This is a genomic window from Mameliella sp. CS4 (genome assembly GCF_019392335.1).
In the GTDB taxonomy this organism is placed as follows: Bacteria; Pseudomonadota; Alphaproteobacteria; order Rhodobacterales; family Rhodobacteraceae; genus Antarctobacter.
Genome location: NZ_JAHXRQ010000039.1, coordinates 1 through 26,317 on the forward strand (window position 1 = coordinate 1; position 26,317 = coordinate 26,317).

30 protein-coding genes are annotated in these 26,317 nt (G+C 64.0%); 20 read left to right on the forward strand and 10 right to left on the reverse strand.

What is annotated here, in order from left to right; genetic code table 11:
* Positions 1-73: 73 nt before the first annotated feature.
* Positions 74-577 carry a hypothetical protein gene (locus KZZ07_RS25075; protein ID WP_219519143.1) on the reverse strand — a complete coding sequence of 168 codons (504 nt, stop codon included), beginning with the start codon at positions 575-577 and terminating at the stop codon, positions 74-76.
* A 131-nt stretch (positions 578-708) separates the two neighbouring features.
* On the opposite strand from KZZ07_RS25075, the gene KZZ07_RS25080 reads away from it, so the two are divergent.
* Positions 709-1,158 carry a GNAT family N-acetyltransferase gene (locus tag KZZ07_RS25080; RefSeq protein ID WP_255564588.1) on the forward strand — a complete coding sequence of 150 codons (450 nt, stop codon included), beginning with the start codon at positions 709-711 and terminating at the stop codon, positions 1,156-1,158.
* 73 nt (positions 1,159-1,231) lie between these two features.
* On the opposite strand, the gene KZZ07_RS25085 is transcribed toward KZZ07_RS25080, so the two are convergent.
* From KZZ07_RS25085 to KZZ07_RS25095, 3 genes are all read right to left on the reverse strand, one after another.
* The gene (locus KZZ07_RS25085) at positions 1,232-2,290 is read right to left on the reverse strand and encodes a YeeE/YedE family protein (protein ID WP_219519149.1); all 1,059 of its coding nucleotides are present in this window, start codon (positions 2,288-2,290) and stop codon (positions 1,232-1,234) included.
* 101 nt (positions 2,291-2,391) lie between these two features.
* Positions 2,392-2,733: an ArsR/SmtB family transcription factor gene (locus KZZ07_RS25090; protein ID WP_219519154.1), complete on the reverse strand. Its 342-nt coding sequence runs from the start codon at positions 2,731-2,733 to the stop codon at positions 2,392-2,394.
* 14 nt (positions 2,734-2,747) lie between these two features.
* Positions 2,748-3,131: a thioredoxin fold domain-containing protein gene (locus tag KZZ07_RS25095; protein ID WP_219519157.1), complete on the reverse strand. Its 384-nt coding sequence runs from the start codon at positions 3,129-3,131 to the stop codon at positions 2,748-2,750.
* Between the two features lie 74 nt (positions 3,132-3,205).
* On the opposite strand from KZZ07_RS25095, the gene KZZ07_RS25100 reads away from it, so the two are divergent.
* The 12 genes from KZZ07_RS25100 (at position 3,206) to KZZ07_RS25155 (ending at position 15,161) form a co-directional block, all read left to right on the forward strand.
* Positions 3,206-3,943 carry a cytochrome c biogenesis CcdA family protein gene (locus KZZ07_RS25100; protein WP_219519160.1) on the forward strand — a complete coding sequence of 246 codons (738 nt, stop codon included), beginning with the start codon at positions 3,206-3,208 and terminating at the stop codon, positions 3,941-3,943.
* Between the two features lie 67 nt (positions 3,944-4,010).
* Entirely contained in the window at positions 4,011-4,595 is a 585-nt protein-coding gene (locus KZZ07_RS25105; protein ID WP_219519163.1) for a thioredoxin family protein, read from the forward strand.
* A 413-nt stretch (positions 4,596-5,008) separates the two neighbouring features.
* Complete coding sequence (gene soxX / locus KZZ07_RS25110; protein WP_219519166.1) at positions 5,009-5,485, forward strand: sulfur oxidation c-type cytochrome SoxX; 477 nt, start codon at positions 5,009-5,011, stop codon at positions 5,483-5,485.
* A gap of 25 nt (positions 5,486-5,510) precedes the next feature.
* A complete protein-coding gene (gene soxY / locus KZZ07_RS25115) occupies positions 5,511-5,945 on the forward strand; it encodes a thiosulfate oxidation carrier protein SoxY (protein ID WP_219519172.1) in 435 nt (144 codons plus the stop codon).
* Between the two features lie 31 nt (positions 5,946-5,976).
* Positions 5,977-6,306, forward strand: a complete 330-nt coding sequence (soxZ, locus tag KZZ07_RS25120; protein WP_043144581.1) for a thiosulfate oxidation carrier complex protein SoxZ — start codon at positions 5,977-5,979, stop codon at positions 6,304-6,306.
* 63 nt (positions 6,307-6,369) lie between these two features.
* Positions 6,370-7,221: a sulfur oxidation c-type cytochrome SoxA gene (gene soxA, locus KZZ07_RS25125; RefSeq protein WP_219519175.1), complete on the forward strand. Its 852-nt coding sequence runs from the start codon at positions 6,370-6,372 to the stop codon at positions 7,219-7,221.
* 97 nt (positions 7,222-7,318) lie between these two features.
* Entirely contained in the window at positions 7,319-9,019 is a 1,701-nt protein-coding gene (soxB, locus tag KZZ07_RS25130) for a thiosulfohydrolase SoxB (RefSeq protein WP_219519178.1), read from the forward strand.
* Positions 9,020-9,112: 93 nt separating this feature from the next.
* Complete coding sequence (gene soxC / locus KZZ07_RS25135) at positions 9,113-10,390, forward strand: sulfite dehydrogenase (protein WP_219519183.1); 1,278 nt, start codon at positions 9,113-9,115, stop codon at positions 10,388-10,390.
* The gene (locus tag KZZ07_RS25140) at positions 10,374-11,606 is read left to right on the forward strand and encodes a c-type cytochrome (protein WP_219519186.1); all 1,233 of its coding nucleotides are present in this window, start codon (positions 10,374-10,376) and stop codon (positions 11,604-11,606) included. The genes soxC and KZZ07_RS25140 overlap by 17 nt, the downstream gene beginning before the upstream one ends.
* Positions 11,607-11,616: 10 nt before the next feature.
* A complete protein-coding gene (locus KZZ07_RS25145) occupies positions 11,617-12,333 on the forward strand; it encodes a c-type cytochrome (RefSeq protein WP_219519188.1) in 717 nt (238 codons plus the stop codon).
* A gap of 435 nt (positions 12,334-12,768) precedes the next feature.
* A complete protein-coding gene (locus KZZ07_RS25150; RefSeq protein WP_219519190.1) occupies positions 12,769-14,034 on the forward strand; it encodes an NAD(P)/FAD-dependent oxidoreductase in 1,266 nt (421 codons plus the stop codon).
* Between the two features lie 269 nt (positions 14,035-14,303).
* Entirely contained in the window at positions 14,304-15,161 is an 858-nt protein-coding gene (locus KZZ07_RS25155; protein WP_255564589.1) for a cation diffusion facilitator family transporter, read from the forward strand.
* Positions 15,162-15,164: 3 nt separating this feature from the next.
* Here the strand turns inward: KZZ07_RS25155 and KZZ07_RS25160 are convergent, their stop codons facing one another.
* The gene (locus tag KZZ07_RS25160) at positions 15,165-16,370 is read right to left on the reverse strand and encodes an FAD-binding domain-containing protein (protein WP_219519195.1); all 1,206 of its coding nucleotides are present in this window, start codon (positions 16,368-16,370) and stop codon (positions 15,165-15,167) included.
* A gap of 159 nt (positions 16,371-16,529) precedes the next feature.
* Between KZZ07_RS25160 and KZZ07_RS25165 the strand changes: the two genes are divergently transcribed.
* From KZZ07_RS25165 to KZZ07_RS25175, 3 genes are all read left to right on the forward strand, one after another.
* Positions 16,530-17,165 (forward strand): ATP-dependent Clp protease proteolytic subunit, encoded by a 636-nt coding sequence (locus KZZ07_RS25165; RefSeq protein ID WP_219519197.1) that lies wholly within the window; start codon positions 16,530-16,532, stop codon positions 17,163-17,165.
* A 166-nt stretch (positions 17,166-17,331) separates the two neighbouring features.
* Positions 17,332-18,597, forward strand: a complete 1,266-nt coding sequence (gene clpX / locus KZZ07_RS25170) for an ATP-dependent Clp protease ATP-binding subunit ClpX (RefSeq protein WP_219519199.1) — start codon at positions 17,332-17,334, stop codon at positions 18,595-18,597.
* A gap of 71 nt (positions 18,598-18,668) precedes the next feature.
* Positions 18,669-19,028, forward strand: a complete 360-nt coding sequence (locus KZZ07_RS25175) for a RidA family protein (protein WP_219519202.1) — start codon at positions 18,669-18,671, stop codon at positions 19,026-19,028.
* A 37-nt stretch (positions 19,029-19,065) separates the two neighbouring features.
* Here the strand turns inward: KZZ07_RS25175 and KZZ07_RS25180 are convergent, their stop codons facing one another.
* A complete protein-coding gene (locus KZZ07_RS25180; protein WP_219519218.1) occupies positions 19,066-20,763 on the reverse strand; it encodes a glycosyltransferase 61 family protein in 1,698 nt (565 codons plus the stop codon).
* 191 nt (positions 20,764-20,954) lie between these two features.
* Here KZZ07_RS25180 and KZZ07_RS25185 point away from each other — a divergent pair, with 191 nt between their 5' ends.
* The 3 genes from KZZ07_RS25185 to KZZ07_RS25195 are packed head-to-tail and all read left to right on the forward strand — an operon-like array spanning position 20,955 to position 22,146.
* Positions 20,955-21,338, forward strand: a complete 384-nt coding sequence (locus KZZ07_RS25185) for an NADH:ubiquinone oxidoreductase subunit NDUFA12 (RefSeq protein WP_219519220.1) — start codon at positions 20,955-20,957, stop codon at positions 21,336-21,338.
* Positions 21,335-21,787, forward strand: a complete 453-nt coding sequence (gene mlaD / locus KZZ07_RS25190) for an outer membrane lipid asymmetry maintenance protein MlaD (RefSeq protein ID WP_219519222.1) — start codon at positions 21,335-21,337, stop codon at positions 21,785-21,787. The genes KZZ07_RS25185 and mlaD overlap by 4 nt, the downstream gene beginning before the upstream one ends.
* Positions 21,784-22,146, forward strand: coding sequence for a DUF2155 domain-containing protein (locus KZZ07_RS25195; protein ID WP_219519224.1), 363 nt, complete (start codon positions 21,784-21,786; stop codon positions 22,144-22,146). The genes mlaD and KZZ07_RS25195 overlap by 4 nt, the downstream gene beginning before the upstream one ends.
* Positions 22,147-22,197: 51 nt before the next feature.
* On the opposite strand, the gene aat is transcribed toward KZZ07_RS25195, so the two are convergent.
* From aat to KZZ07_RS25215, 4 genes are all read right to left on the reverse strand, one after another.
* A complete protein-coding gene (gene aat / locus KZZ07_RS25200; RefSeq protein WP_219519242.1) occupies positions 22,198-22,833 on the reverse strand; it encodes a leucyl/phenylalanyl-tRNA--protein transferase in 636 nt (211 codons plus the stop codon).
* 124 nt (positions 22,834-22,957) lie between these two features.
* Positions 22,958-24,307, reverse strand: coding sequence for an acetyl-CoA carboxylase biotin carboxylase subunit (gene accC / locus KZZ07_RS25205; RefSeq protein WP_219519226.1), 1,350 nt, complete (start codon positions 24,305-24,307; stop codon positions 22,958-22,960).
* Positions 24,308-24,311: 4 nt separating this feature from the next.
* Positions 24,312-24,806, reverse strand: coding sequence for an acetyl-CoA carboxylase biotin carboxyl carrier protein (gene accB, locus KZZ07_RS25210; RefSeq protein ID WP_219519228.1), 495 nt, complete (start codon positions 24,804-24,806; stop codon positions 24,312-24,314).
* A gap of 161 nt (positions 24,807-24,967) precedes the next feature.
* Positions 24,968-25,354, reverse strand: a complete 387-nt coding sequence (locus KZZ07_RS25215; RefSeq protein WP_219519230.1) for a hypothetical protein — start codon at positions 25,352-25,354, stop codon at positions 24,968-24,970.
* 246 nt (positions 25,355-25,600) lie between these two features.
* Between KZZ07_RS25215 and KZZ07_RS25220 the strand changes: the two genes are divergently transcribed.
* The gene (locus tag KZZ07_RS25220; RefSeq protein ID WP_219519232.1) at positions 25,601-26,155 is read left to right on the forward strand and encodes a DUF2202 domain-containing protein; all 555 of its coding nucleotides are present in this window, start codon (positions 25,601-25,603) and stop codon (positions 26,153-26,155) included.
* Positions 26,156-26,317 lie beyond the last annotated feature (162 nt).

Consider the following 26,317-nt stretch of genomic DNA (forward strand, 5'->3'; position numbering starts at 1 on the left):
AGATCAGACATGGTCACCACTCGTTTTCGAACGGTGAATCATGCACGCCAAACCAAATCAATGGGTCCTGACCCTAGTGCTTCGGGTCTATTCTATTCCCCCCTCTTACGTCATTTCGAAAATATGGAACGGCGGACAAATTTTTATCCAGACCTTCTCCAAAAATGGAAGCTATATCCGGAACTTTCCCCTCGAAAAACACCACGTAGCGAAAGGGACGATACGAAAGAAGAAAGCCAATGGAAGGGTCGTGCCGCGTTAAGTCCAATTCAGGCAAGGCAACCTCAAAAGAACAGTCCACATCCACCCGGCCCGATGACACCTTCGAAAACTTTTCCCGCGCAGCGATCCACTGCCAAGGATACCCAGAATAAACCCCCGCCCTTGCAATACGGCCATCCGGTAGATCCATAACGCCCAAGCGTTCCATTTGAATCGCACGCATCACAATATTGGGAAAAAATCTTGAAGCCATACTCGTTCTGCTTTCATACACCGCCCCGCTCACGACATACATCCAGAAACCCACTGGGAACAAAATCGCAGACAGAACCACGGCCCAAAAGAAGTATCTCATGCGCCCTCCATCACAAAACGAAAATCGATCTAATGAAAATATTGGCGGATTTTATCAACATCCCGCACCTCACACAGAATATCTTCAACCACAGGATTGACCATGATCTCATTGTCCGGCGGATGCGCGACATGGGACTCGCGGTTGACGCCGCCGCGCCGCAAAGCGCGCTTGCCGAATTCTGGCAGAACGCCGACGGCTACCTGCCGCCGCGTGGCTGCCTTGCCGTCGCACGGATGCCCAGGGGCCGGATCGTCGGGTGCGGAATGCTCAAATCCCTCGACATCGAAACGGGCGAGTTGAAGCGGCTCTACGTCAACCCGGCGGCACGCGGCACCGGGGCAGGGCGACGGCTGGTCGAGATGCGGGTCGACGCCGCGCGGCGCATGGGGCTGAAGCGGCTGGTGGTCGATACGCTGACACCGAATGTCGAGATGCGCAGCCTCTATCCCAAGCTGGGGTTCGCCGAGGTGCCCGGCCCGATCGAGACCACGACCTGGCGCGATCAGCCGATGTTGCGACCGCATATGCACTTTTTCGTCCTCGAATTGGGCGCGGGTCAAAGAGACGCGAATTCCTGACGAAGGGTAAAGGCGCCTCTGCAAGTCCCGGATTTCATTGAATCGGCAAGGTGTCCACGCGTGGACACTCCGTTCACTCCGCCGGTTGAAAGCCCACGATCAGCTGCCGCAGACCCAGTGCAGCCCCGGCAAAGATCGCCGCAAAGGTCACGGGCGCCGAGATGGCCAGCACGGAAAAGGCGCTGAGCCCCTGGCCGATGGAGCAGCCCAAGGCAATCACCGCGCCGCCGCCCATGAGGGCCGCGCCGACGATCTGGCGGCGCAACTCGCGCGGGTCTTCGCAGGCTTCCCAGCGGAAATGCCCCTTGAAGAGCGAACCGATGAAGGCCCCGGCCCAGACGCCCGCCACCGATCCGACGGCAAAGCTCAACGGCCGGGCAGAGCCGGTCATCCACCACAGGATCGTGTCGCCCAGGGGGGCGGCAAAGCTGTGAGAGACCACGGGAAGCGCTTCGAATCCGGTGCGCGCCACCCAGGAGGTTCCCGCCCAGGCGCCCACCACGGCAAGGCCCACCGCCGCCGCCCAGGCAACTTTGGAGGGCTTTTCCCAGACCGCGCGCGACGCGCCGGAGCCGATCAGGATCAAAGCGCCGATCCCCATGCCGATCAGGTTCGCCGAAACCCCGCTCAGCGCCGATAGCTGGTGCGCGATGCCCGGCGGGACCTCGGTCGTGACAGGGTCTTGCGGAAAGATCAGGGCGCGCAGGGGGGCCAGCGGTCCGGAGAGCACGACAAAGGTCGCCACGCCCATCACCAGCACGATCACGAAACTGCGCAGGTCACCGCCGCCGAGGCGGGCAATCGCGCCGTATCCGCACATGCCCGACAGAGCCATGCCATAGCCGAAGACCAGCCCGCCCAGGATCGAGGCCAAGGGCATCCAGCGGATCGACAGGTAGTAGGTCGCACTGTCGGTCAACAGGCCCGAGGCCATGAGGGCAAAGCTGCCCAGAACCGCCAGTCCAATCGCCATGCCCCACATCCGCAGGCGCACCGTGGACCCGCCATAAAGCGCGTCCTCGATTGCTCCCAATGTACAAAAGCGGCCCACCCGCGCGGCAAGCCCCAGCGGTACACCCGTGGCCAGCCCCACCAGGGCGACCAGGTGATACTCGGTCAGATAATCCATCATTCACGGGCCCTCCTCCTGACCCGCCAGATCTGGCCCGTTCACTATGCAAGGGTCCAGGAGACCGCGCAAGCGTCCTTGCGCCGGGCTTGACACAGGCTGCGTCAGGCGTCGTCGTCGCGGCAGAACAGGTCGTAGACGCATTCCAGCATCTTGCGCGGCCTGTCATCCGCCAGCCGATAGTAGATCGCCTTGCCGTCCCGGCGCGGCACCACCAGACCTTCCAGCCGCAGGCGTGACAGCTGTTGGCTGACGGCGGCCTGACGGGCGGAAAGCAGATCTTCCAGTTCGGTGACGGATTTTTCGCCGGTGACAAGGTGGCAGAGGATCATCAGGCGACCCTCGTGGCTGATCGCCTTCAGAAAGGACGAGGCCGCGGTTGCCTTGTCGACGATGGCGTCAAGCTCGTCGTCGGTCAGATCGTCATGCAGTACCGGAAGTGCCATGCATCCGCTCCATCTCAATCCTTGCCGGTTGTCTCGAAACCGGTGTGTTCGCCCAGAAGCTTGGCGAAGATCGGCCAAAAGAAATCCTCGCCCACATAACCTTCCATCCGGGCGATCTCGGCGCCGCCCTTAACAAGGATAAAGGTCGGAGTGAAGTTGACACGGCGATCATAGGTGATGCCGTCCGGCGGCCCCATGTGCAGGTCGGCGCGTATGAGCGGCGCGAATTTTCCTTCGTCCGTATTGGGATAGGCCGGCGCGATCTGGTCATTCCATGCTGCGCAATAGGCACAGCCGGGCTGTTCGACCATGACAAGGCGATACTCGCTTGCCAGGGCAGGGAGGGCGGACAGGGCCACCCCGAAGCAGGTGACCAGAAGAAAGATGAAAGATCGCATGTTGCACCGATTGACGCAGGCCTGACAAACAACTTAATCTGAATATGTGAATTGATCAAGGAAAGGCGCAACCAGTGCTCGACATTTCATTCGCGGGCGCAGCTTTTGCCGGTCTGTTAAGCTTCTTCACCCCGTGTATCCTGCCGATGGTGCCCTTCTACCTGTGTTACATGGCGGGCATCTCCATGTCTGAACTGCGCGACGACGCGGGAATCACGCCCGGCGCGCAACGGCGGCTGATCCTGTCGTCGGTCTTTTTCGCGGCCGGTGTGACGACGATCTTTGTCCTGCTCGGCATGGGGGCGACGGCGGTGGGCCAGGCCTTTGCCGATTACATGGACTACCTGAAATGGGTAGCGGTGGCGGTCCTGTTCCTGTTCGGGCTGCATTTCCTGGGGGTGATCCGCATCGGCCTGCTCTACCGTGAGGCCAAGATCGAAAGCAACGCCGAGCCGACCACCATCTTTGGCGCCTATGCGATGGGGCTGGCCTTCGGCTTTGGATGGACGCCCTGCGTCGGTCCGGCGCTGGCCTCGATCCTGATGATCGCCTCCGGCATGGGGGACATCGGGCGCGGTGGCCTGTTGTTGCTGGTCTACGGCGTCGGCATGACGGCGCCCTTCATCATCGCGGCGCTGTTCTCGGGGCCTTTCCTGAAGTGGACCGCGCGCCACCGGGACAAGCTGCAATATGTCGAAAAGCTGATGGGGGGCATGCTCATCCTGTTTGCAGTTCTCATTGCGACAGATACGGTGAACGTCATCGCCCAGTGGATGATCGAGACCTTCCCGGCGTGGACATCGCTGAGCTGACGGCATTTCGAAATCGCGGTCGCGGGACCGCCTTGGGCCCGGCCGCATCATTTGGGAGGAAAGAAAGATGAAGACCTGGATCGGTGCGGCCCTGGCCGTTCTCATGGCGCTGCCCGTGGCGGCACAGCAGATGGGCGATGACGGCCTCTACAAGAACCCCTGGATGCGCGACACCTTCAAGGACCTGCGCGAGGATCTGGATGAGGCGAACGCAGAGGGCAAGCGGCTTGTTCTCTTCTTCGAACAGCGCGGCTGCATCTACTGCAAGAAGATGCACGAGGAAGTCTTCACCGACCCCGAGGTTTCGGACTACATCGCCGAGAACTACTTTGTCGTGCAGTTGAACCTGCATGGCAGCACCGAGGTCACGGATTTCGATGGTGAGGTGCTGCAAGAGCGGGCAATGGCCCGTAAATGGCGTGTGCTGTTCACACCGACCATCGTCTTCTTGCCCGAGGAGGTGCCCGAGGGTGCCAGCGCGATGGACGCACAGGTGGCGGTGATGCCCGGCGCCTTTTCCAAGGGCACATCGCTGGACATGTTCACCTGGGTGGCCGAGAAGCGCTACGCGATCCAGGATGAGACCGGCGAGGACTTTCAACGCTACCACGCGCGCCGCATCCAGGAGCGCGACAATGGCAAGTTCGACTGACCCCTGTCGGGATCGATTCGACTTTTGTCGCAATTGACGGCTTCGGGGTGGCGCTGGGTGCTCAGGGCCACCCCGAAGTGCCTTCAAAGCGGGCATTGCGGGCTGTCGCGCAACTCTGTCGTGCAGAATTCGGCCTTTGCATGACGTCCGCCACCTAGGCTCCTCTCCGGCACGGCAGGGATGCAGGATATGGCGCAACCTGCTGGAAAAACGTCATAAAACAGGGCGTCGCTCTGGCCGGCACGGCGGCGACGCGACCCTGTCGGCCAACGTGGGATGCGACCAAACGGAGCAATAATTCACATTCGCGAATTTGTTGTTGCGTAAGTGCAACCCTGTGGCCTACGGTATACGTCAATAGCGATGAGCGAAGGTCCGATCTCAAATTCGGGTCGCAAGCCTAGGGAGGGAACATGAGGCTTACAGCAATCACCGCAGCGGTGGCCCTGGTGGCCGGTGCCGCTTTTGCGGAAACCGTCGCCCCCGATGACGTTGTGTATGGCGAATATGGCGAAGTGAACGCATCGCTGACCGGTGCGCCGGGCGATGCCGATAATGGCCGTATGGTGTTTTCGACCAAGTCCAAGGGCAACTGCGTGTCCTGTCACGCGGTGGCTCAGCTGCCCGATGTGCCCTTCCAGGGCGAAGTCGGGCCCGAGCTGACCTGGACTGGCGAGGCCCGTTCTGCCGAGGAGCTGCGCGGCATCGTGGCGAACGCCAAGCACACCTTCGAGGGCACCGTTATGCCCGCATTCTACAAGACTTCCGGCTTTATCCGTCCCGGCGACGGCTACACCGGCAAGGCCCCCAAGGGCGATCTGCCGCCGATCCTGTCGGCACAAGACGTTGAAGACGTGGTCGCTTTCCTTCTGACGCTCAAGGAAGAGTGACCGGGTTTATCTGAGGAGAAACATGATGGATTTCACGAGACGTGACACGCTGGCGCTCGGCGCCGGTGCCGCCGCGATGGCCCTGCTTCCGCTGCGCGCCGTCGCACAGGCCGACCCGAACGCCGAAGTCGTCGGCGCCCCCGACGAGTTCTTGGCCGGCGCCGATGCAGGCGCGGGCGATCTGACGCTGACCGCGCCGGAAATTGCCGAGAACGGCAATACCGTTCCGATCTCTGTCGACGCCCCCGGCGCCGTCGAGGTCCGCGTTTACGCGCTGGGCAACCCGACCCCGGGCGTTGCCACCTTCCGCTTTGGCCCGCTAGCCGGGTCGCAGGCGGCATCCACCCGTATCCGCCTTGCCGGCACCCAGGACGTCCAGGCCATCGCCAAGATGGCGGACGGCAGCTACCAGACCGCGATGAAGACCGTGAAGGTCACCATCGGCGGCTGCGGCGGCTGATCCTGAGGCTAATCTAGAGGAGTTCTGAGAAATGGCATCTGGTGTCAAACCCCGCGTCAAGGCCCCCAAGAAGGCATCCGCCGGTGAGGTCGTGACCATCAAGACCCTGATTTCCCACAAGATGGAATCGGGTCAGCGCAAGGACAGCTCGGGCAACGTGATCCCGCGCTCGATCATCAACCGCTTTACCTGCGACTTCAACGGAGAGAACGTCATCGACGTTGTGCTGGCTCCGGCGATCTCGACCAACCCCTACTTCGAATTCGACGCGACCATCCCGGAAGCTGGCGATCTGAAGTTCACCTGGTACGACGACGACGGCGACGTCTATGAAGAGACCAAGTCGGTCGCGGTCGGCTGACCACAAGAGCTATTCCCGCCCCGCATAACGCGGGGCGGGATCGCCAATCGGGAGGGTAACAACATGAAATTCAAGGCAATGACGGCTGTCGCCGCACTGCTGTTTGCGCCCGCGGCCTTCGCGGGCGGTGCCGACGACGACACGCTGATTGTCAACGGCGACATCGAGATGACAACCAAGGCGCCTGCGCCCGCGCACCTGGACGGCGCTCTGGACGAGATCATCTCGGGCTGGCACTTCCGTTCGGACGAGACGCAGCAGCTTCAGACCGACGATTTCGAGAACCAGGGCATGATCTTCGTCGATCAGGCGATGGACATCTGGGACACGGCCGAGGGCTCCGAGGGCAAGGCTTGCTCCGATTGCCACGCCGACCCTGCCGACAGCATGGCCGGTGTCGCCGCGACCTATCCCAAGTGGAACGAGGACGCCGGCGAGCTGCGCACCGTGCAGATGCAGGTCAACGACTGCCGCGTGAACCGCATGGGCGCCGACGCCTGGAAATACGATGCCACCGACGCCGTCTCGATGGAGGCGATGATCGCCTCGCATTCGCGCGGCATGCCGGTCGATGTCGCAATCGACGGCCCGGTGGCCGAGGCCTGGGAAAAGGGCAAGGAGATCTACTACACGCGCTACGGCCAGCTCGAGCTTGCCTGCGCCTCCTGCCACGAGGAAAACTACGGCAACTACATCCGTGCCGACCACCTCAGCCAGGGCCAGATCAACGGTTTCCCGACCTACCGTCTGAAGAATGCCAAGCTGAACGGCGCCCACAGCCGTTTCAAGGGCTGCATCCGCGATACGCGCGCGGAAACCTTCAGCCCGGGTTCGGACGAGTTCATTGCGCTTGAGCTCTACGTCAAGTCGCGTGGCAACGGCCTGTCGGTCGAAGGCCCCTCCGTCCGTAACTGAATAAGCGGCCCCGCGTCAGGCGACTGGCGCGGGGTCTTTTCGTTCTAACAAATTCACACATGCGCATGTGTGTCATGAGACAGAAAGATCCCTCCCCATGATCTCAAGACGCGATTTCCTGCAGGTGAGTATGGCGGCCTCGGCGATGCTCGGGACCTCCGGTTTTGGCAACTGGGCACGGCTTGCCGCCCAGCAGAGCCTGACGCAGGACCAGCTTCTGCAGTTCGACACCTTTGGCAACGTGAGCCTGATCCACGTCACCGACATCCATGCGCAGCTGATGCCGATCTACTTCCGCGAGCCTTCGGTCAACATCGGGGTCGGTGGCAACCGCGGCGCGGTTCCGCATGTCACCGGGTCCGATTTCCGCAAGCTCTACGGCATCGAGGACGGGTCGCGCTCGCACTATGCGCTGTCCTCCGGTGACTTCAGCGCCCTCGCGCAGGCCTACGGCAAGGTCGGCGGCATGGATCGCGTCGCCACGGTGGTCAACGCCATCCGCGCCGACCGCCCCGATGCGCTGCTGCTGGACGGCGGCGACACCTGGCACGGCTCCTACACCTGCTACCAGACCGAGGGGCAGGACATGGTCAACGTGATGAACGGGCTGAAACCCGACGCGATGACCTTTCACTGGGAATTCACCCTGGGGACCGAACGGGTGCAGGAACTGGTCGAAGGCCTGCCCTTCGCTGCCCTGGGGCAGAACATCTTTGACGCGGAATGGGATGAGCCGCTGCCGGACCTTTTCCCGCCCTACAAGTTCTTCGAGCGCGGCGGCGTCAAGATCGCCGTCATCGGCCAGGCCTTCCCCTATATGCCGATCGCCAACCCGGGCTGGATGTTCCCGGAATTCTCCTTCGGCATCCGCGACGAGAACATGCAGGCGATGGTCGACGAGGTGCGTGCGCAGGGCGCCGAACTGGTCGTCTGCCTCAGCCACAACGGTTTCGACGTCGATAAGAAGATGGCCTCGAAGGTCACCGGCATCGACGTGATCCTGACCGGCCACACGCATGACGCGCTGCCCGAACCCGTGTTGGTGGGCGAGACGATCCTGATTGCCTCCGGCTCCAACGGCAAGTTCGTCAGCCGCGTCGATCTCGACGTGCGCGACGGTCGCATGATGGGTTTCCGGCACAAGCTGATCCCGATCTTCTCGGACGTGATCGCGCCCGATCCGCAGATGGCATCCCTGATCCAGGAGCAGCGCGCGCCCTACAAGGCGGACCTCGAAGAGGTGATCGGCCAGACCGACTCGCTTCTTTATCGCCGTGGCAACTTCAACGGCACCTGGGACGACCTGATCTGCGACGCCCTGCTGAGCGAGCGTGAGGCCGACATCGCCATGTCGCCCGGCGTGCGCTGGGGGCCGTCGCTGATCCCGGGCGACGACATCACCCGTGAGGACATCTGGAACGTCACCAGCATGACCTATGGCAAGGCCTACCGGTCCGAAATGACCGGCGAGTTCATCAAGGTGATCCTTGAAGACGTGGCCGACAACATCTTCAACCCCGATCCCTATTACCAGCAGGGGGGCGACATGGTCCGCATCGGCGGCATGGGCTACCGCTGCGACGTGACCAAGCCGCAGGGCGAGCGCATTTCGAACATGACGCTGCTCAGCACGGGTGAGGCCATCGACCCGGCCAAGACCTACATGGTCGCCGGTTGGGCTTCGGTCAACGAGGGCACCGAGGGTCCGCAGATCTGGGATGTGGTCGAAAGCCACATCCGCAAGCAGGGCACCGTCACGGTTCAGCCCCGGGACAATGTCGAAGTGGTCGGCGCCTGAGCGCAGCCAGTTTTTTCCGGCGGGCCTCGGCCCGCCGAATTTTCCGCTAATTCATTCACATAGATGAATGAAAAGATCCGTAAGGAGAACGCAATGAGCAAGGAAACGAAAGGCACATCCCGCCGTCAGTTCCTGACCAGTGCCGCGGCACTGGGGGCAGGGGCTGTGGCCGCCACGGGCGCCCGCGCCGCCGGGCCCGATCCGTTGATCACCGAAGTGCAGGACTGGGCGTCCGGCTTTGGCCACGGCGTGGATGAGGTCCCTTATGGCCTGCCGATCAAGTTCGAGGATGACGTCATCCGCCGCAACGTGGAATGGCTGACCGCCGACACGATCTCTTCGATCAACTTCACGCCGATCCACGCGCTCGACGGCACGATCACGCCGCAGGGCTGCGCCTTTGAACGTCACCATTCGGGCGCGATCGAACTGTCGAAGCCGGACTACCGCCTGATGATCAATGGCCTGGTCGATCAGCCACTGGTCTTCAGCTACGATGACCTGGAACGCTTCCCGCGTGAGCAGCATGTCTATTTCTGCGAATGTGCGGCTAACACCGGCATGGAATGGGCGGGCGCACAGCTGAACGGCGCGCAGTTCACCCACGGCATGATCCATAACATGGAATATACCGGCGTGCCGCTGCGCACCCTGCTGGCCGAGGCCGGCCTGGATGCCGCAGGCGACTTCAAGGACAAGTGGGTCTATGTCGAGGGGGCCGATGCCTCCTCAAACGGACGCTCGATTCCGATGGAAAAGGCCATGGACGACGTGCTCGTTGCGTTCAAGGCCAACGGCGAGGCTTTGCGCAAGGAGCACGGGTACCCGGTGCGCCTCGTCGTGCCCGGTTGGGAAGGCAACATGTGGGTCAAGTGGCTGCGCCGCGTCGAGGTCATGGACGGCCCGGTGGAAAGCCGCGAGGAAACCTCCAAGTACACCGACACACTGGCCGATGGCACCTCGCGCAAGTGGACCTGGGTCATGGACGCCAAGTCCGTGGTCACCTCGCCCAGCCCGCAATCGCCGATCAAGCACGGTCACGGCCCGGTTGTCATCACCGGCATGGCCTGGTCCGGCCACGGCAAGATCACCCGCGTCGACGTTTCCAAGGATGGCGGCATGACCTGGGAAACCGCGCGTCTGGCCTCCGAAGGCCAGGACAAGGCACTGACCCGCTTCTACCTGGACACCACCTGGGAAGGCGAGGAATGGCTGCTTCAATCGCGCGCCATGGACGAGACCGGCTATGTACAGCCGACCAAGGCGCAGCTGCGTGATGTGCGCGGCCTGAACTCTATCTACCACAACAACTGCATCCAGACCTGGCACGTCAAAGCCAACGGGGAGGCCGAAAATGTCGAAGTCTCTTAATCTCTACGTCGGCACCGTGGCGGGCATCGGCCTGCTTCTTGTGGGCGCCTACAACTTCGCCGACCGCAACGTCGCCGACTATCCGGAGAATCCGCAGATGCTGGGGGAACTCCCGGCGCCGATCCCGGAACCCGAGGCCCCGGTCAAGACCGCAGCCGCCCCCGAGGCGGTGGACGGTGGCATCATTGGTGCCGCTCATGCGGACAATGGCGACAGCAAGGGCCTGCGCTTTGGCCTGGGCCGTGGCGCGCTGCCCGAGGAAATCGCGGCCTGGAACCTGGACGTCAGCCCCGACGGCACCGGCTTGCCCGCAGGCAGTGGCAATGCCTACGACGGCGAGAGCATTTTTGAAGAGAAATGCGCGGTCTGCCACGGGTCCTTCGCCGAGGGCGTGGGCAACTGGCCCAAGCTGGCGGGCGGTGACGGCACGCTGGCCGACGAAGACCCGCTCAAGACTGTGGGCTCTTACTGGCCCTATACCTCGACGGTCTGGGACTACGTGCACCGTTCGATGCCCTTCGGCAACGCGCAGACGCTGTCGGTGGACGAGACCTACGACATCGTGGCCTATATCCTCTACTCGAACGACATCATCGACGACGAGTTCGAGCTGAACCAGGACACGCTGCCCGAGGTGGTGCTGCCCAACGCCGATGGGTTCATCGTCGATGACCGCGCCGAGACCGAATACAGCAAGTGGCGGACCGAGCCTTGCATGGAAAACTGCAAGGACGCCCCGGCGCAGATCACCATGCGCGCCACCGTTCTGGACGTGACGCCCGAGGAAGCTGTCGAAGAACCCGCCGCGACGGACCCGGCACCTGAACCGGCCACCGCCGCCGATCCGGCCCCGGAACCCGCAGCTGAACCGGCGGCAGAACCCGCCGCGACGGATGCGCCCGACCCGGAACTGGTCGCTGCCGGTGAAAAGGTCTTCAACAAGTGCAAGGCCTGCCACCAGATCGGCGATGGCGCCAAGAACCGCGTCGGTCCCCAGCTCAACGGCATCGTGGGACGCGACATCGGCTCCGTCGACGGGTTCAAGTACTCCAAGACGATGGGCAGCATGGACGGAAGCTGGGACGCAGAGACCCTGGCGGCCTTCCTTGCCAACCCGCGTGGCACCGTGAAAGGCACCAAGATGGCCTTCGCCGGTCTGCGCAAGGATGCCGACGTCGAGGCGATGATCGCCTATCTCTCGTCCTTCTCGCAGTAGGACAAATGACATGATGAAGAGGCTGATCATCACGGCCCTCATCGCGCTGGCCCCCTTTGTGGGGCCAGCAACCGCAGAGGAGGAGGCCCAGCTCATCGGCGACGCCGAGCGCGGGGAAGACCTCTTTCGCCAGTGCATCGGCTGCCACCAGATCGGCCCCGGCGCAAAGAACCGCATCGGCCCGCATCTCAACGGCGTCTTCGGGCGGCGGGCGGGCAGCGTCGAGGGGTTCGATTATTCCAAGTCGATGGAACGCGCCTTTGGCGACGGCCTGACCTGGGAGTATGAAACGCTCGATGCCTATGTCGAGAACCCGCGCGTGCTGATTTCGGGCACGCGCATGTCCTACAGGGGCATGAAGGACGACCAGGACCGGCACGACGTTCTGGCCTATCTGCGCGCCTTTACCGCCAACCCGCAGGACATCCCGGAAGCCGCCCCCACCGCCGTTGCGCGCGAGGTGGAACTGCCGCCAGAGATCCTCGCGATCGTCGGCGACGTGGCCTATGGTGAATACCTCGCCTCGGAATGTCTGACATGCCACAGGCGCGACGGCGCGGACGAGGGCATTCCCTCGATCGTGAAATGGCCCGAGGAAGATTTCGTCATTGCCATGCATGCATACAAGCGCAAGTTGCGTCCGCACCCGGTTATGCAGATGATGGCCGGGCGTCTCAGTGATGAGGAGATCGCGGCACTGGCCGCCTATTTCTCCACCATAGAATGACCGGAGAGTGACCAGGGAGGGTCGGGTATTCCGCAATTGAGCGACGGCAACCCACAGGCAAGACTGGCGGTGCAGGACAGGATGTCCTGCCGCGGAGGTGCGCATTTCGCCCCCGTGCCCGTTGTTCAGGCCCGGGCCCGCATGGCCCCGTGCCAAGTGGATGGTGTTTCTCATGCGGTTGTCATTTGCTCTTCGAATTCTGATGCTGGGCGCTCTACTGGCGCTGGCGGCGTTCTTCGGCCTCCTGCCGACCTGATCCCGCCAGGCCAATGCGCGCCCCAAGTCCTTTCCTTTTCCCGACACGCCCCGCGCTGGCCCCACAGGCCGCGCGGGGTTTTTCGTTTGAGGCAGAGCCCCGCGCGCGCCCTCGCTGAGAGCAAGAGGGGAGAGGCTGCGCGCCAATAATCGAGATTGTTCAACAAGGAGGAGACGGACATGACTTTGAACAGACGCAGTTTTCTGGGGACCGCCGCGGCGGCGGCCTCGCTTTCGGCGCCGATGGTGCAGGCGGCAGGTCACGGCAAGCCGCGCGTCGTGGTGATCGGCGGTGGCGCCGGTGGTGCCACCGCCGCGCGCTATGTCGCCAAGGACAGCAAGGGCGAGATCGACGTCACGCTGGTCGAACCCACGCGCACTTATTACACCTGCTTTTTCTCCAACCTCTACATCGGCGGGTTCCGGGATCTGCAATCCATCGCCCATGACTACAGCACGCTGGCCTCGGAATACGGGATCAACGTGGTGCACGACTGGGCCGTGGGCGTGGACCGCGACGCAAGGACCGTGTCGCTGGCGGGCGGCGGCAGCCTTTCCTATGACCGCCTGGTGATCTCGCCCGGCATCGACTTTGTCGAGGGCGCCGTTCCCGGCTGGGATCTCTCTGCCCAGACCGCAATGCCACATGCCTACAAGGCAGGCACACAGACCGCGCTTCTGAAGGCACAGATCGACTCCATGCCCGAGGGCGGCACCTATGTCATGGTCGCGCCGCCCAATCCCTACCGCTGCCCGCCGGGCCCCTACGAGCGGATCTCGATGGTGGCGCATGTGCTGAAGGCGACGAACCCGACCGCCAAGATCCTCATCGCCGACCCCAAGGCCAACTTTTCGAAACAGGCGCTCTTCGAAGAGGGGTGGAACAAGCATTATGCCGGGATGATCGAACGCATCGGCCCGGATTTTGGCGGTGGCAATGTCTCGGTGAACCCGGACACGATGGAAGTCGACATCGATGGCGAGGTGGTCAAGGCGGATGTCTGCAACGTCATCCCGGCGCAGAAGGCGGGCATGATCTGCGCCGCCGCCGGGCTGACAGAGGGAAACTGGGCGCCGGTTTCGGGCCATACGATGCAATCGCGTCTCGACGAGAACATCCATATCCTGGGCGATGCCACCAATCAGGGCGACATGCCGAAGTCGGGGTTCTCGGCCAACAGCCAGGCCAAGGTCGCGGCGATGGCGGTGCGCGGCGCGCTGACCGGCAGCCGCGTCTTCCCGGCCAAGTTCTCGAACACCTGCTGGTCGCTGATCGACAGCGACGACGGCATCAAGGTCGGCGCCTCCTACGAGGCGACGGACGAGAAGATCGCCAAGACCGACGGATTCATCTCGGCGACCGGAGAGGACGCGGCCCTGCGCAAAGCAACCTACGAGGAAAGCATCGGCTGGTACGCCGGGATCACCTCGGACATGTTCGGCTGAGAGCGCGGCTGTGACAGGATGGATCGCCGCGCCTTTCGGCGCGGCGATCCGCCGGGGGCTTTGCCCCCGGACCCCCAGAGGTATTTGAGGCCCAAAGAAACAGCCGCCGCGGGCCTGTCGGACGGGGGCGCGACGGCCTGCCGCAGGGATCCCGAGACCCCTCGCGCCGTGTGGCGGTTGACCTTTTGCGGCGAAACGCGCTTGTTCTGACCATGCCCCACGGACATCACCATCATCACCATGTCGATCCCGAGGCGGGGGATGCCCGCATGGCCGCGGCTGTCGGTGTGAACCTGGCCCTGACCCTGGCGCAGGTGGTGGGCGGGATCCTGTCCGGGTCGCTGGCGATGATCGCCGATGCGCTGCACAATTTCTCGGACGCGGCCAGCCTGGGGATTGCCGCCCTCGCGCGGCGCATCGCGCGCAGACCTGCGGATTCGGACATGACCTTCGGCTATGGCCGGGCCGAGGTGGTGGCGGCGCTGATCAACCTGACGACGCTGATCGTGATCGGGCTGTACCTGGTCTACGAGGCGATCCTGCGGTTTTTCGATCCGCAGGAGGTCACCGGCTGGCTGGTGATCGTCATTGCCGCCGTCGCCCTGGTGATCGACCTGGCGACCGCCGCGCTGACCTACACCATGTCGAAGACCAGCGTGAACATCCGCGCGGCCTTTATGCACAACCTTGCCGATGCGATGGGCTCATTGGCCGTGATCCTGGCCGGGGCGCTGATCTGGGCCTTTGGCTGGACCTGGGTGGACCCGGCGATCACGCTGCTCATTGCGGGGTACATCCTCTGGATGGCCTGGAGCGAGATCGGCGGCGTCATCCGTATCCTGATGCTGGGAAGCCCGCCGCGCATGGCGCCCGAAAACGTGCTGGCCACCGCCGAGGCGGTCGAGGGGGTTGCCGGTCTGCACCATGCGCATCTGTGGCAGATGGATGAACACCAGGCCGCCCTGCAGGCCCACATGGTGATCGAAACCGGCGCCTGGGCAGAGGCGGACGCGATCAAGCAGACCGTGAAAGCCCGCCTCGAAGAGGCGCATGGCCTGACCCATGTCACGCTAGAGATGGAATGCGCCTCGCATGTCTGTTCCGGCGTGCAGCGGATCGGCCACTGAGCCTCAACCGCCTGCGGGCAGGTCCAGGGCCGCCAGCAGTGTCGGGATTTTCTTGCGGAATTTGAAATAGCCCGAAGTGGCATGGGGCCAGGCCCGCGCGTCATAGGGGCGCAGCATCTGCACCACGCCGTCCAGCTCCTGCAGGATTTCGGCCACCGGGCCGGTCGGGGCATAGGCGGTGACGATCTGTTCGGCGCCCAGGTCCCGGGCCATCGCCGCGATATCCCCGGCGGACTTTGCGGTGCGCGTGGGGCCAAGCTGCGTCTGCCAGCGGCCCGCCGTTTCCTGCACCAGTGCCGCCCGGAAGTGCGTGACATGCGGCGCGGGTTTCAGCGGGCTGAGGCAAGCACCCGAGGTCAGCAGGGCCGTTCCCACCGGTCGCAGATCCGCGTCAAGCAGCCAGCCCGGCGACAGGTCATCCTCATGCAGCACGAAGAGCGTCCTCAGTCCCGGAGTGATCCTCCCGCCCGTGGGGGACGACAGTGGAGGCGGCGGGGGCGGGCCATCCAGCGGTGCGGCGGTCGAGTTCAGGTCGTCGGGGGCAGGAGTGAACCGCCCCTCGGTGAATTTGGCGATATTGTCGGGCTGAGCGACATAGGCCTTGCCGCGCGTCTGCAGCCCGGCCACCCAGCGCCAGCTCAGCGTGTTCGAGGCCGGATCGCCATCCAGAAGGTGGCGCAGGAAGAAATCGGCGCCCAGCTCCCAGGGCAGGCCGAGGGTAAAGATCCAGATCGAGGCGAACCACATCCGCGCGTGATTGTGCAGATAGCCGGTCTGGACCAGCTCCTGTGCCCAGGCGTCGAAACAGTCGAGTCCCGTCTCACCGGTACAGCCTGCCTGCCAGCGGTGCCGCAGACCTTCCTCGCTCTGCACTCGGTCGAGCTGGTGTAACAGCCTTGACCGGTAGTCTTGCCAGACAGCGGGCCGCAGTTCCAGCCAGCCTTTCCAGTAGGTCCGCCAGAACACTTCCTGGATGAATTTTTCCGCCGCCTTCGGGGATTGCCGCGCCAGAACCGCGCGCAGCACCACTTCTTCCGTCAGGACGCGGTGCCGGAGGTAGGGCGACAGCTGCGACACCGCATGGTGCCGTCCCGGACCAGGGTCGTAATTCCGGCGGTTGGCATAATGCGCGCCCGCCTTAGGCACAAAGCGCTGCAGGGCAGCGCGCGCGGCGGTATGGGTGGGGGAAAAGGAGGGCGTCCCGGGCATGATCCCATAGCTAGCGGGGGCGGAGGGGTTTCAAGACCCGGTCGTGCGGCCCGGTGCGATTTCCCCGGCGCCCCTTGCAGCCCCCCAAGGGCGATACTAAGACTCAGGTAACCTTCAAGCGTTACCACCGTCCAACAAAGCATCTTCAGGCAGGCACATATGAACGATCCGATCGAGACCTACATGAACCTCGTCCCCATGGTGGTCGAACAGACCAGCCGCGGGGAACGGGCCTACGACATTTTCTCGCGCCTGCTGAAGGAGCGGATCATCTTCGTCAACGGGCCGGTCCACGACGGCATGTCGTCGCTGATCGTGGCGCAGCTGCTGCACCTTGAGGCGGAAAACCCGTCCAAGGAAATCTCGATGTATATCAACAGCCCCGGCGGTGTCGTCACCTCCGGTCTGTCGATCTACGACACGATGCAGTACATCAAGCCCAAGGTTTCGACCCTGGTCATCGGCCAGGCGGCCTCGATGGGGTCGCTGCTGCTGACGGCGGGCGCCAAGGACATGCGCTTCTCGCTGCCCAACAGCCGCATCATGGTGCACCAGCCCTCGGGCGGCTACCAGGGCCAAGCGACCGACATCATGATTCACGCCGAAGAGACGCTGAAGCTCAAGCGGCGCCTGAACGAGATCTACGTGAGACATACCGGCCAGACCTACGAGGCGGTCGAAACCGCGCTGGAGCGCGACAACTTTATGGATGCCGAGCGGGCCAAGGAGTGGGGGCTGATCGACGAGATCGTGACCTCGCGCGTGGTCGACGGCGAAAGCGGCGGCGACGCGTGATTAGGCGCCCCGGTCCGTCGGACGGGCCGGGGCGAATTTTCGGATTGTCGCGCCCGACCACGTGGCCTAAGCTGTCCGAACACTGGCAGCAGGCGGCGTTGTGGGGGCGCAAGGGCCGGCCGCCGGCGAAGCAGGAAACCGGATCAAACCGGGAAAGGTGCGACTGATGGCAACGAATTCAGGCGGCGATAGCAAGAATACGCTCTATTGCAGCTTCTGCGGCAAGAGCCAGCATGAAGTTCGCAAGCTGATTGCAGGCCCCACCGTGTTCATCTGCGATGAATGCGTCGAACTGTGCATGGACATCATCCGCGAGGAAACCAAGGGGGCAGGGCTCAAGTCCTCCGAGGGCGTGCCGACCCCGCGCGAGATCTGCGAGGTGCTGGACGATTACGTCATCGGCCAGGCCACCGCGAAACGCGTTCTCTCCGTCGCCGTGCACAACCACTACAAGCGTCTTAACCACGCGCAGAAATCGTCGGACATCGAACTGGCGAAATCCAACATCCTGCTGATCGGCCCCACCGGCTGCGGCAAGACGCTGTTGGCGCAGACTTTGGCGCGCATTCTCGATGTGCCCTTCACCATGGCGGACGCCACCACGCTGACCGAGGCCGGTTACGTGGGCGAGGACGTCGAGAACATCATTCTCAAGCTGCTGCAGTCCTCGGAATACAACGTCGAACGTGCGCAGCGCGGCATCGTCTACATCGACGAGGTCGACAAGATCACCCGCAAGTCGGAAAACCCCTCGATCACCCGCGATGTGTCGGGCGAGGGCGTGCAGCAGGCGCTGCTCAAGCTGATGGAAGGCACCGTCGCCTCCGTGCCGCCGCAGGGCGGGCGCAAGCATCCGCAGCAGGAATTCCTGCAGGTGGATACGACGAACATCCTCTTCATTTGCGGCGGCGCCTTTGCCGGGCTTGACCGGATCATCAAGCAACGCGGCAAGGGGTCGGCCATGGGCTTTGGCGCCGATGTGCGCGACGACAGCGAGCAGGGTGTCGGAGAGACGTTCCGCTCGCTCGAACCTGAGGATCTGCTGAAATTCGGCCTGATCCCGGAATTCGTCGGTCGTCTGCCCGTCATCGCCACGCTCGAGGACCTGGATGAGGATGCGCTTGTCACCATCCTGACCCAGCCCAAGAACGCCTTGGTCAAGCAGTACCAGCGCCTCTTCGAGATGGAAGACACCAAGCTCGACTTTACCGACGATGCGCTGCTGGCTATCGCCAAGAAGGCGATCGAGCGCAAGACCGGCGCACGCGGCCTGCGTTCGATCCTCGAAGGTATCCTGCTGGATACGATGTTCGAACTGCCGGGCATGGAAGAGGTGACAGAGGTCGTCGTGAACGAGGAATCGGTGACATCCGAGGCCAAGCCGCTGATGATCTACGCGGACCAGAAAAAAGAAGGCGCTTCCGCGGGCTGAACTCCGCGGGGCAAACCACAAGCGTAGGGCGGGGTTTTACCCCGCCTTTCCTTTGTTCAGGGACCCAGACAATGACCATCACACGCATCTCCTCGGGCAGCCCCTTCGAGGAAAAGATCGGTTACAGCCGTGCCGTCGTCGCAGGCGGATTCGTCCATGTCGCCGGCACGGTGGGGCAGGGTGACACGGTCGAGGACCAGTGCCGCGCGGCGCTTGCCACAATTACCCAGGCGCTGGAAAAGGCGGGCAGCAGCCTCGCCGACGCGGTGCGCGTCACCTACTACCTGCCCGACCGGCACGAGTTCGAGCCCTGCTGGCCAATCCTGCGCGAGGCCTTCGGGGACAACCCGCCCGCCGCCACGATGGTGGAATGTGCCCTGATCGACCCGAAATACCGGATCGAGATCGAGCTGACGACGCTCGCCCGCTGAGGCGTACCGTGGCCGGGCCGGGGGGCTTTCCGATTCCTCAGCCCGCCAGCCGTGCGCCCTCTTCCAGCAGGGTATAGCCGCTGCCGAGTTCGGTTCGCATTTCCGCCTCGTCCGGCTGTTCCCAGCGTGGACCGGGCGCGACAAAACCATGCGCGACCAGTGCCGCCTGCACGGCGGCGAAATCCGGCTCTCCAACCGCCAGCCTTTTGCGCACCTCGCCTTTGGGCATCCAGGCCCGTCGCAACGTCTCGATCCAGAGCGGGGCGCGACCCGAAAAACTCTCTAGGTGGGTCGAGATATGTTTCGTCGCCCCTGACCGCCGCCGCAGGATCATGGCCACCTGCTGATCTGGACGGGCCACGCTGGCCAGGAAATGCAGCGCCGAGCCTTCCGCCGCCACGATCTGCCGGGCGGCCTTGTAGCGGGCGGCCTGCGCGGTCAGGGAATGCGCCTGCGGGTGAAAGATCTCGTAGCCTTCCTCGGCCAGCCGTGCCTCAAGCCGCGCCTCACCCAGAAGCGACCCGCGCCCGGCGCCCAGCCGCGACCGGCTGATGTAAAGCCTCGACGGCCCGTCCGGCGCCACATCCTGGGCAAAGCGCAGCGCCATCGTCTCGATGAACCGGTCCGTGCCCCGGCTGATCTCGCCCAGGCCAAAGCCCTGGCCCGGCACGATCAATTCATCCGGAACGCAGGGCACGCGCGCTTCGCGGATCGGCAGGTCACAGCCCATCAGGGTCAGGAATTCGCGTTGAAACCCGGGGGGTGGATCGGTGACGCCTGGGTTTTTCGGCGTGAACAGGATGCCGTCAAAGCCTGCTTGGTCGATATGTTCAAGCGCCCAGAGCCGGGTCACGCTTTCGGTCACGAAATGCGGAAAATAGCGCCACAGGACGCCCCCCCAAAGCCAGCGCCCCGGCAGGCGCTCAGCCTGTTGGGGCCGGGCAGGAGGCGGCGTCAGCAGCCGCCCGTTGCGCCAGGTCGCGGCATGGGGCACCGCTTGGCCCATGCCTGTCAGCACGCCGGAGGGCTGGATGTGCGACCGCTGCACCGGCGGCACCACCACCGGGCGTTTCAACCGCGCGATCTGGCAGGACCAGCCGCCCGCCGGGCTGGGCGGCTCCATCCGCACGATCATGCGGGTGCAAGTCCAGACCAAGCGGGTCGAAACCCTCTCATCCGTCTGGAACCCCAGCGTTCGCAGCCGATCCTTGCAGGTCTTGGCGCCGTCCTCTCCGTAGACACCGGGGTGAAACCGGATCACCACGGCGCGGATGCCGTGCAGCCGGACGTGTTCGAGAAATTCCGGCGTGCCGCTCTCGATGTCCACGATCAACACGTCCGGGCGAAACGCACGCAGCACCTCGTCCAGCGCGGCGCCGGACGCCACGCCGGGCCGGTCGGGGCCGCTGGTCAACATCTGGTTGCGCAGTTCGATCCGGTCTTCGAGGCCGTTGAGGGCATGCAAAGCCCGGATATGGGGCACAAGCGCGGGATTGGCCTCGAAACTCAGTACCCTGGCGGGCGCGGCGTTCCGCGCGATCACGGCGCTGACCACGCCCAGGCCAGCGCCCAGTTCCAGCACCCGGTCGCCGGGGCGTACCACCGCCAGCGCGCCCGCGATCTTGTCGCCTTCGTAATGGCCCTCGGACATCTGGCGCAGGTGCGTTTCGGTCAGAAAGGGCGAGGCAGGCACATCCACCCCCCGGCACTGTGCCGCGATTGTCACCTTGTCCATTGCTGCTCGCCCGTTGTTCATCGCCCTGGGGGCCTCCAGACTGCCGCGCCTTTGTGTTAACAATATGTTCACCATTCTCACCGACCCAGCAAATTCGCCACAGGCGGCAATCGGCGTGCCTGCGTCATGGCGGGCACTGGACCCCGTGCCGCGAATTTGCCATAAGAGGCGTCAGAATACAGGAGTCGTTCATGGGCATTCTCAACACCCTTCTGCGCGCCGTGACCTGGTGGAACGGCGCCACGCTCAACACCCTGATCTACACCAGCCGCAAGGGCGTGAAGGTCGGCGAGGATGAGCAGGGCAACAGCTTCTACCGGACCCGTGACGGCAAGAAGCGCTGGGTGATCTTCAACGGCGAGGCCGAGGCAAGCCGCGTCAGCCCCGACTGGCACGGCTGGCTGCACTATACCTATGACGAGCCACCCACGGACAAGCCGCTGCCCCACAAGTCCTGGGAAAAGCCGCACAGCGAGAACCTGACCGGTACCGCGCTAGCCTATGCGCCCGCGGGCAGCATCCGGCGCGAGGCCCCGGCCGAGCGCAGCGATTACGAGGCCTGGTCGCCCGAATGACCCATTCCGTGGCCGAAGTGGTCGTCGGCGGCGCCGTCCTGGCGGCGGCGCTCGCCTTTGGCGCCTACACCGTTCAAAGCACCGGGTTCGCCTTGGGTTCGCAGGGCTATGAGCTCAGCGCCTCTTTCCGCTCGGTCGAGGGGATCGGGGTCGGCACTGACGTGCGCCTTGCGGGTGTCAAGGTTGGCACCGTCACGGGCATCGACCTGAACCCCGAGACCTATCGCGCCGACACGACCGTGGTGATCGACGACAATGTGGTGGTGCCCCATCTCAGCGTGATCGCAATCGCATCAGAGGGGCTGCTTGGCGGCAACTTTGTCGAGATCTCGCCCGGCGGCGGGATGGGCAACTACCAGCCGGGGGATGAGATCCTGGACACCCAGGGCTCTGTCAGCCTGCTGACCATGCTGATGCGCTACATCGGCGGGGAAGGCGATCAACAATGATCGTTCGCGCGCTGGCCGTGATGCTTGCGCTCTCTGCGCCGGCCCTGGCGCAAGAGCAGACAGAGACCGGCACCGGCGCCGTGCTGCGCGGTTTGGACAAGCTGAACGCCAAGGTCAGCGACATCACCCTGAAGAACGGCGAAGCCACGGTTCTGGGGCTGATCGAGATCTCGCTCAAGGAATGCCGTTACCCGGAGGGCGATCCCTCGGGCGATGCCTATGCTTTTCTCACCATCCGTGAGGCGGGCGTGGCGAAGCCGCTCTTTTCGGGTTGGATGATCGCCTCGTCCCCGGCGCTGAACGCGATGGACCACGCACGCTATGACGTCTGGGTCATGCGCTGCACCCTGCCGGAATAGCGCTCCGCATCCTCTGTACCATCCTTGCATGAAAACCGGCTGGGATTCGGCTCAGCCGGGGGGGCGCAGGTGGGCCACCACCTCGGCACCCGATCCCGCCAGAGGCTGGGCACGGATGTCGGCGGACCGTTTCAGCGCCTCGGCCAGCTGCATGCGATAGGCGTGGCGCGTGATCTCGACCCCGCCAAGGCTGGCCAGGTGCGGCGTCAGGAACTGCGTGTCGAACAGGATAAAACCCGCGCGCCGCAAAAGGTCCACCAGCCAGGCCAGCGCGATCTTGGAGGCATCGGTGCGGCGTGAGAACATGGATTCGCCGCAAAAGGCGCCCCCCACGCTGACGCCATAGACCCCGCCGACCAGTGCGCCCTCCATCCAGACCTCCAGCGAATGCGCGTGGCCCTGCGCGAACAGCGCGTGGTAGAGGTCGCGGATCTCTGCGTTGATCCAGGTTTCGTCCCGGTCGGCACAGCCGTCTATCACGCCCGAGAAATCGGCGTTCAGCGTGACCTGGTAGTCATCCCGCCGCAGGCGTTTCGCCAGGCTGCGTGAGACCCGGAACCCCTCCAGCGGCAGCACACCGCGCCGCCGGGGATCGACCCAGAAGATATCCGGATCGTCGCGGCGTTCGGCCATCGGAAAGATGCCGGTGCGATAGGCCTGAAGAAGTAGCTCGGGGGTAACGCTCATGATGGCAGGATAGTCGCCTGTCGCGCCTTGACCAGCCATGCGACCCGCCGTCCCGCACCCGGTGCGGCCCGCCGGGCCAAGAGGTTGGAGGCCCCGGCGCAGGGCCGGGGCAGGGCGGTCCGGCTCATTCCAGCCCGCCGGCCTCCAGCCATTTTTCCAACCAGTGAATGTTGTATTCGCCGGTGTGGATGTCCTTTTCGCGCAGCAGCGCGTGGAACAGAGGCACCGTGGTGTCGACCCCGTCCACGATCAACTCTCCCAGAGCGCGGTTCAGACGCGCCAGTGCCTCGGGCCGGTCGCGGCCATGCACGATCAACTTGCCGATCAGGCTGTCGTAGTAGGGCGGGATGCGATAGCCGTCATAAAGCGCGGAATCCATCCGCACGCCCAGGCCACCCGGCGCATGGAAATGCGAGATCGTCCCCGGCGAAGGCCGGAACTCGGGCAGCTTTTCGGCGTTGATCCGCACCTCGATTGCGTGACCGTTGATCTGCAGGTCATCCTGAGTAAAGGACAGCGGCTGCCCGGCGGCAACAAGGATCTGTTCGCGGACGAGATCGACGCCAAAGATGCCCTCTGTCACCGGGTGTTCCACCTGTAGGCGGGTGTTCATCTCGATGAAAAAGAACTCGCCGTCCTCGTAGAGGAACTCGATTGTGCCGGCGCCGCGATAACCCATCTTGGCCACGGCATTGGCGCAGATGCCACCGATATGGGCGCGTTCCTCGGGGCTGATCGACGGGCCGGGCGCCTCTTCGAACACCTTCTGGTGACGGCGCTGCAGCGAACAGTCGCGCTCACCCAGATGCACGCCATTGCCCTGGCCGTCGCCAAAGACCTGGATTTCGATGTGGCGCGGACGCTGCAGGTATTTCTCGATATAGACCTCGTCGTTGCCAAAGGCCGCCTTGGCCTCGGCCCGGGCGGTCTGGTAGGCGCGCGCCATCTCGTCCTCGTCGCGGGCGACCTTCATGCCGCGTCCGCCGCCGCCGGCGGTGGCCTTCACGATGACCGGGTAGCCGAAAGAGGCGCCGATTTCCTTGGCCTCTTCAACGCTGGCCACGCCGCCCTCGGACCCGGGAACAACCGGGATGCCCAGGGCCGCCGCGGTTTCCTTGGCGGTGATCTTGTCCCCCATCGTGCGGATATGTTCCGCCGAGGGCCCGATGAAGGTGATGTCGTGGTCCTCGACGATCTGCACGAACCGGGCGTTCTCCGACAAAAAGCCATAGCCCGGGTGGATCATCGTGGCACCTGTCACCTCGCAGGCCGAGATGATGGCCGGGATCGACAGGTAGCTGTCGGGCGAGGGCGCGGGGCCGATGCAGATGGTCTCATCTGCCATACGGACGTGCATCGCGTCGGCATCTGCGGTGGAATGCACCGCGACCGAGGGGATGCCCATTTCGCGGCAGGCGCGGATCACGCGCAGCGCGATCTCGCCTCGGTTGGCGATCAGGATCTTGTGGGTCATGCGCTTACTCTAGGATGACCAGCGGGGCGCCGTATTCGACCGGCGCACCGTCCTCGACGAGGATGCGCTTGACGGTGCCGGCACGGGGCGCGGGAATGTGGTTCATGGTCTTCATCGCCTCGACGATCAGCAGAGTGTCGCCTTCCTTGACCGTCGTGCCAACCGAGATGAAGGAGTCCGCACCCGGTTCGGGCTGCATGTAGACGGTGCCGACCATCGGTGAGGTCACGGCGCCGGGGTGGGCGGCGGGATCTTCGGGCATCACCTCTGCCGAGGCGGCGGGGGCCGCGGCGGCCGGTGCGGGGGCGGCGGCGACCGGGGCAGGGGCGGCGACGGGCGCCGGTGCGGCCGTCATCGTGGCACGGCTGATGCGCACCTGCAGGCTGTCGTCGTCACCGTATTCGCGCATGACCTCCAGCTCTGTCAGGTCGTTATCCTGCAGGAGTTCCGCCAGGGCCTTGATAAAGGCCACATCCGCATCGGACTTGTTCTCGCTCATGCCATCCTCGCCATGTCCATCTGCCCGTTACCGATCACATCGGCGGGCTCAGCGCGCTTATAGGGTATGGCGCGGGCGGTGAAAAGCGATGCCGCGCAGGATTGCCGCGCGGTTTCGCCCTGCCGCGCGGCATTGCCGGGGCGGCATGGGCAAACGGGGGATCAGTCGCGCTGTCCCTCAACCGGGCGTGGTGAGCGACCGGCCCGTTCCTCGGACCGTGATTCCCCGGGGTCCGCGCCTGTTCCCCCGGCACTCTCGGTGGCGTCCGGGGCGGTTGTGCGCGGGGCCTGTTCCTCCAGCATGCGGCTGATGGTGATCTGCATGATCGAAGGCGGCGCGGTATTGGCGTCCGGATCGGGCTCGCCGTTTGCGGCGCGCCAGAACTTTGCCGGGGCCTGCCCCTCGCGCAGCCCTGCCTCCGGGTCGCGGGCATCGGCGATGGGCTTCACCCGGGTCTCGCTCGCAGGGTCGCGGGAAACTTCGGGCAGGCCCTGCGGATGGCCCGTGACCTGCGGCGCCGTCAGCAGAGGTGTTACAGTGACTTGCATTAGGCTGCTCCGTTTCAGAGCGCCCCCACGTTTAAGAGGATAGCACCGGCGGCGTTCCCGTGCAGCGGGTTTGGTCGAATTGAGGAGAGAATCCGCAAAAATAAAGGCATTGGCGGGCAATTGCCGGGGGTCGGCGGTTTTCGGCGAATTTGCGCAAACATGGCGGAATTTTAAACTTTTCAAAACACATTCGGACAACGATATGTGACGTGAACGCGCAAGACCTGAAACGTTGAGGCTAACAGCATGAAACAAGCACAGTGGAAATTCGGCGGGATCGAGGCCCGCTTTGGCGCGGGCGGAACGCAGGGCGGCCAAGACGGGGGCCTGCAGGGGGAGGATGCCACCGTCGTGACCGAAGTCAGCTACAGTGACGAGGTCGTGGCCGAGTTGATCTACATGATCGAGGAGGAAAAGCTGGCAGGCGATGTCTACGAGGCTTTCTATGACATGTACGGGCTCAAGATCTTCGACAATATCGCCACCTCCGAGGACCGGCATTTCGACGCCCTGATCGCCCAGGCAGAGACGATGGGGATCGACACGGATCAGTTCGTCTTCAATGAGCCGGGCGTCTTCGAGGATCCGGAGCTGCAGGCGCTCTACGACGAGATGATCGCCACGGGGGCCCTGTCCGTGACCGATGCGCTGGAGGTTGGCGCCGCCATCGAGACCAAGGACATGGTCGATATCGCGGCTGCCATTGATGAAGCCGAAGGTACGGCGCTGGCCGATGCATATGCGAACCTTCTGGCCGGGTCGGCCAACCACCTGCAGGCCTTCGAGGCGTTGCTGGCCTGAGCGGCTCCAACAAATGACAACAGCCGCCGGCATGTCCCGGCGGCTGCTTGTTTTCAAATGCCCGCGATGGGGCGGGCCGTCACTTGTTCATACGATTTTCGATGAGGTCGTCGACGACGGAGGGGTCGGCGAGGGTGGATGTGTCGCCGAGGGCGCCGTAGT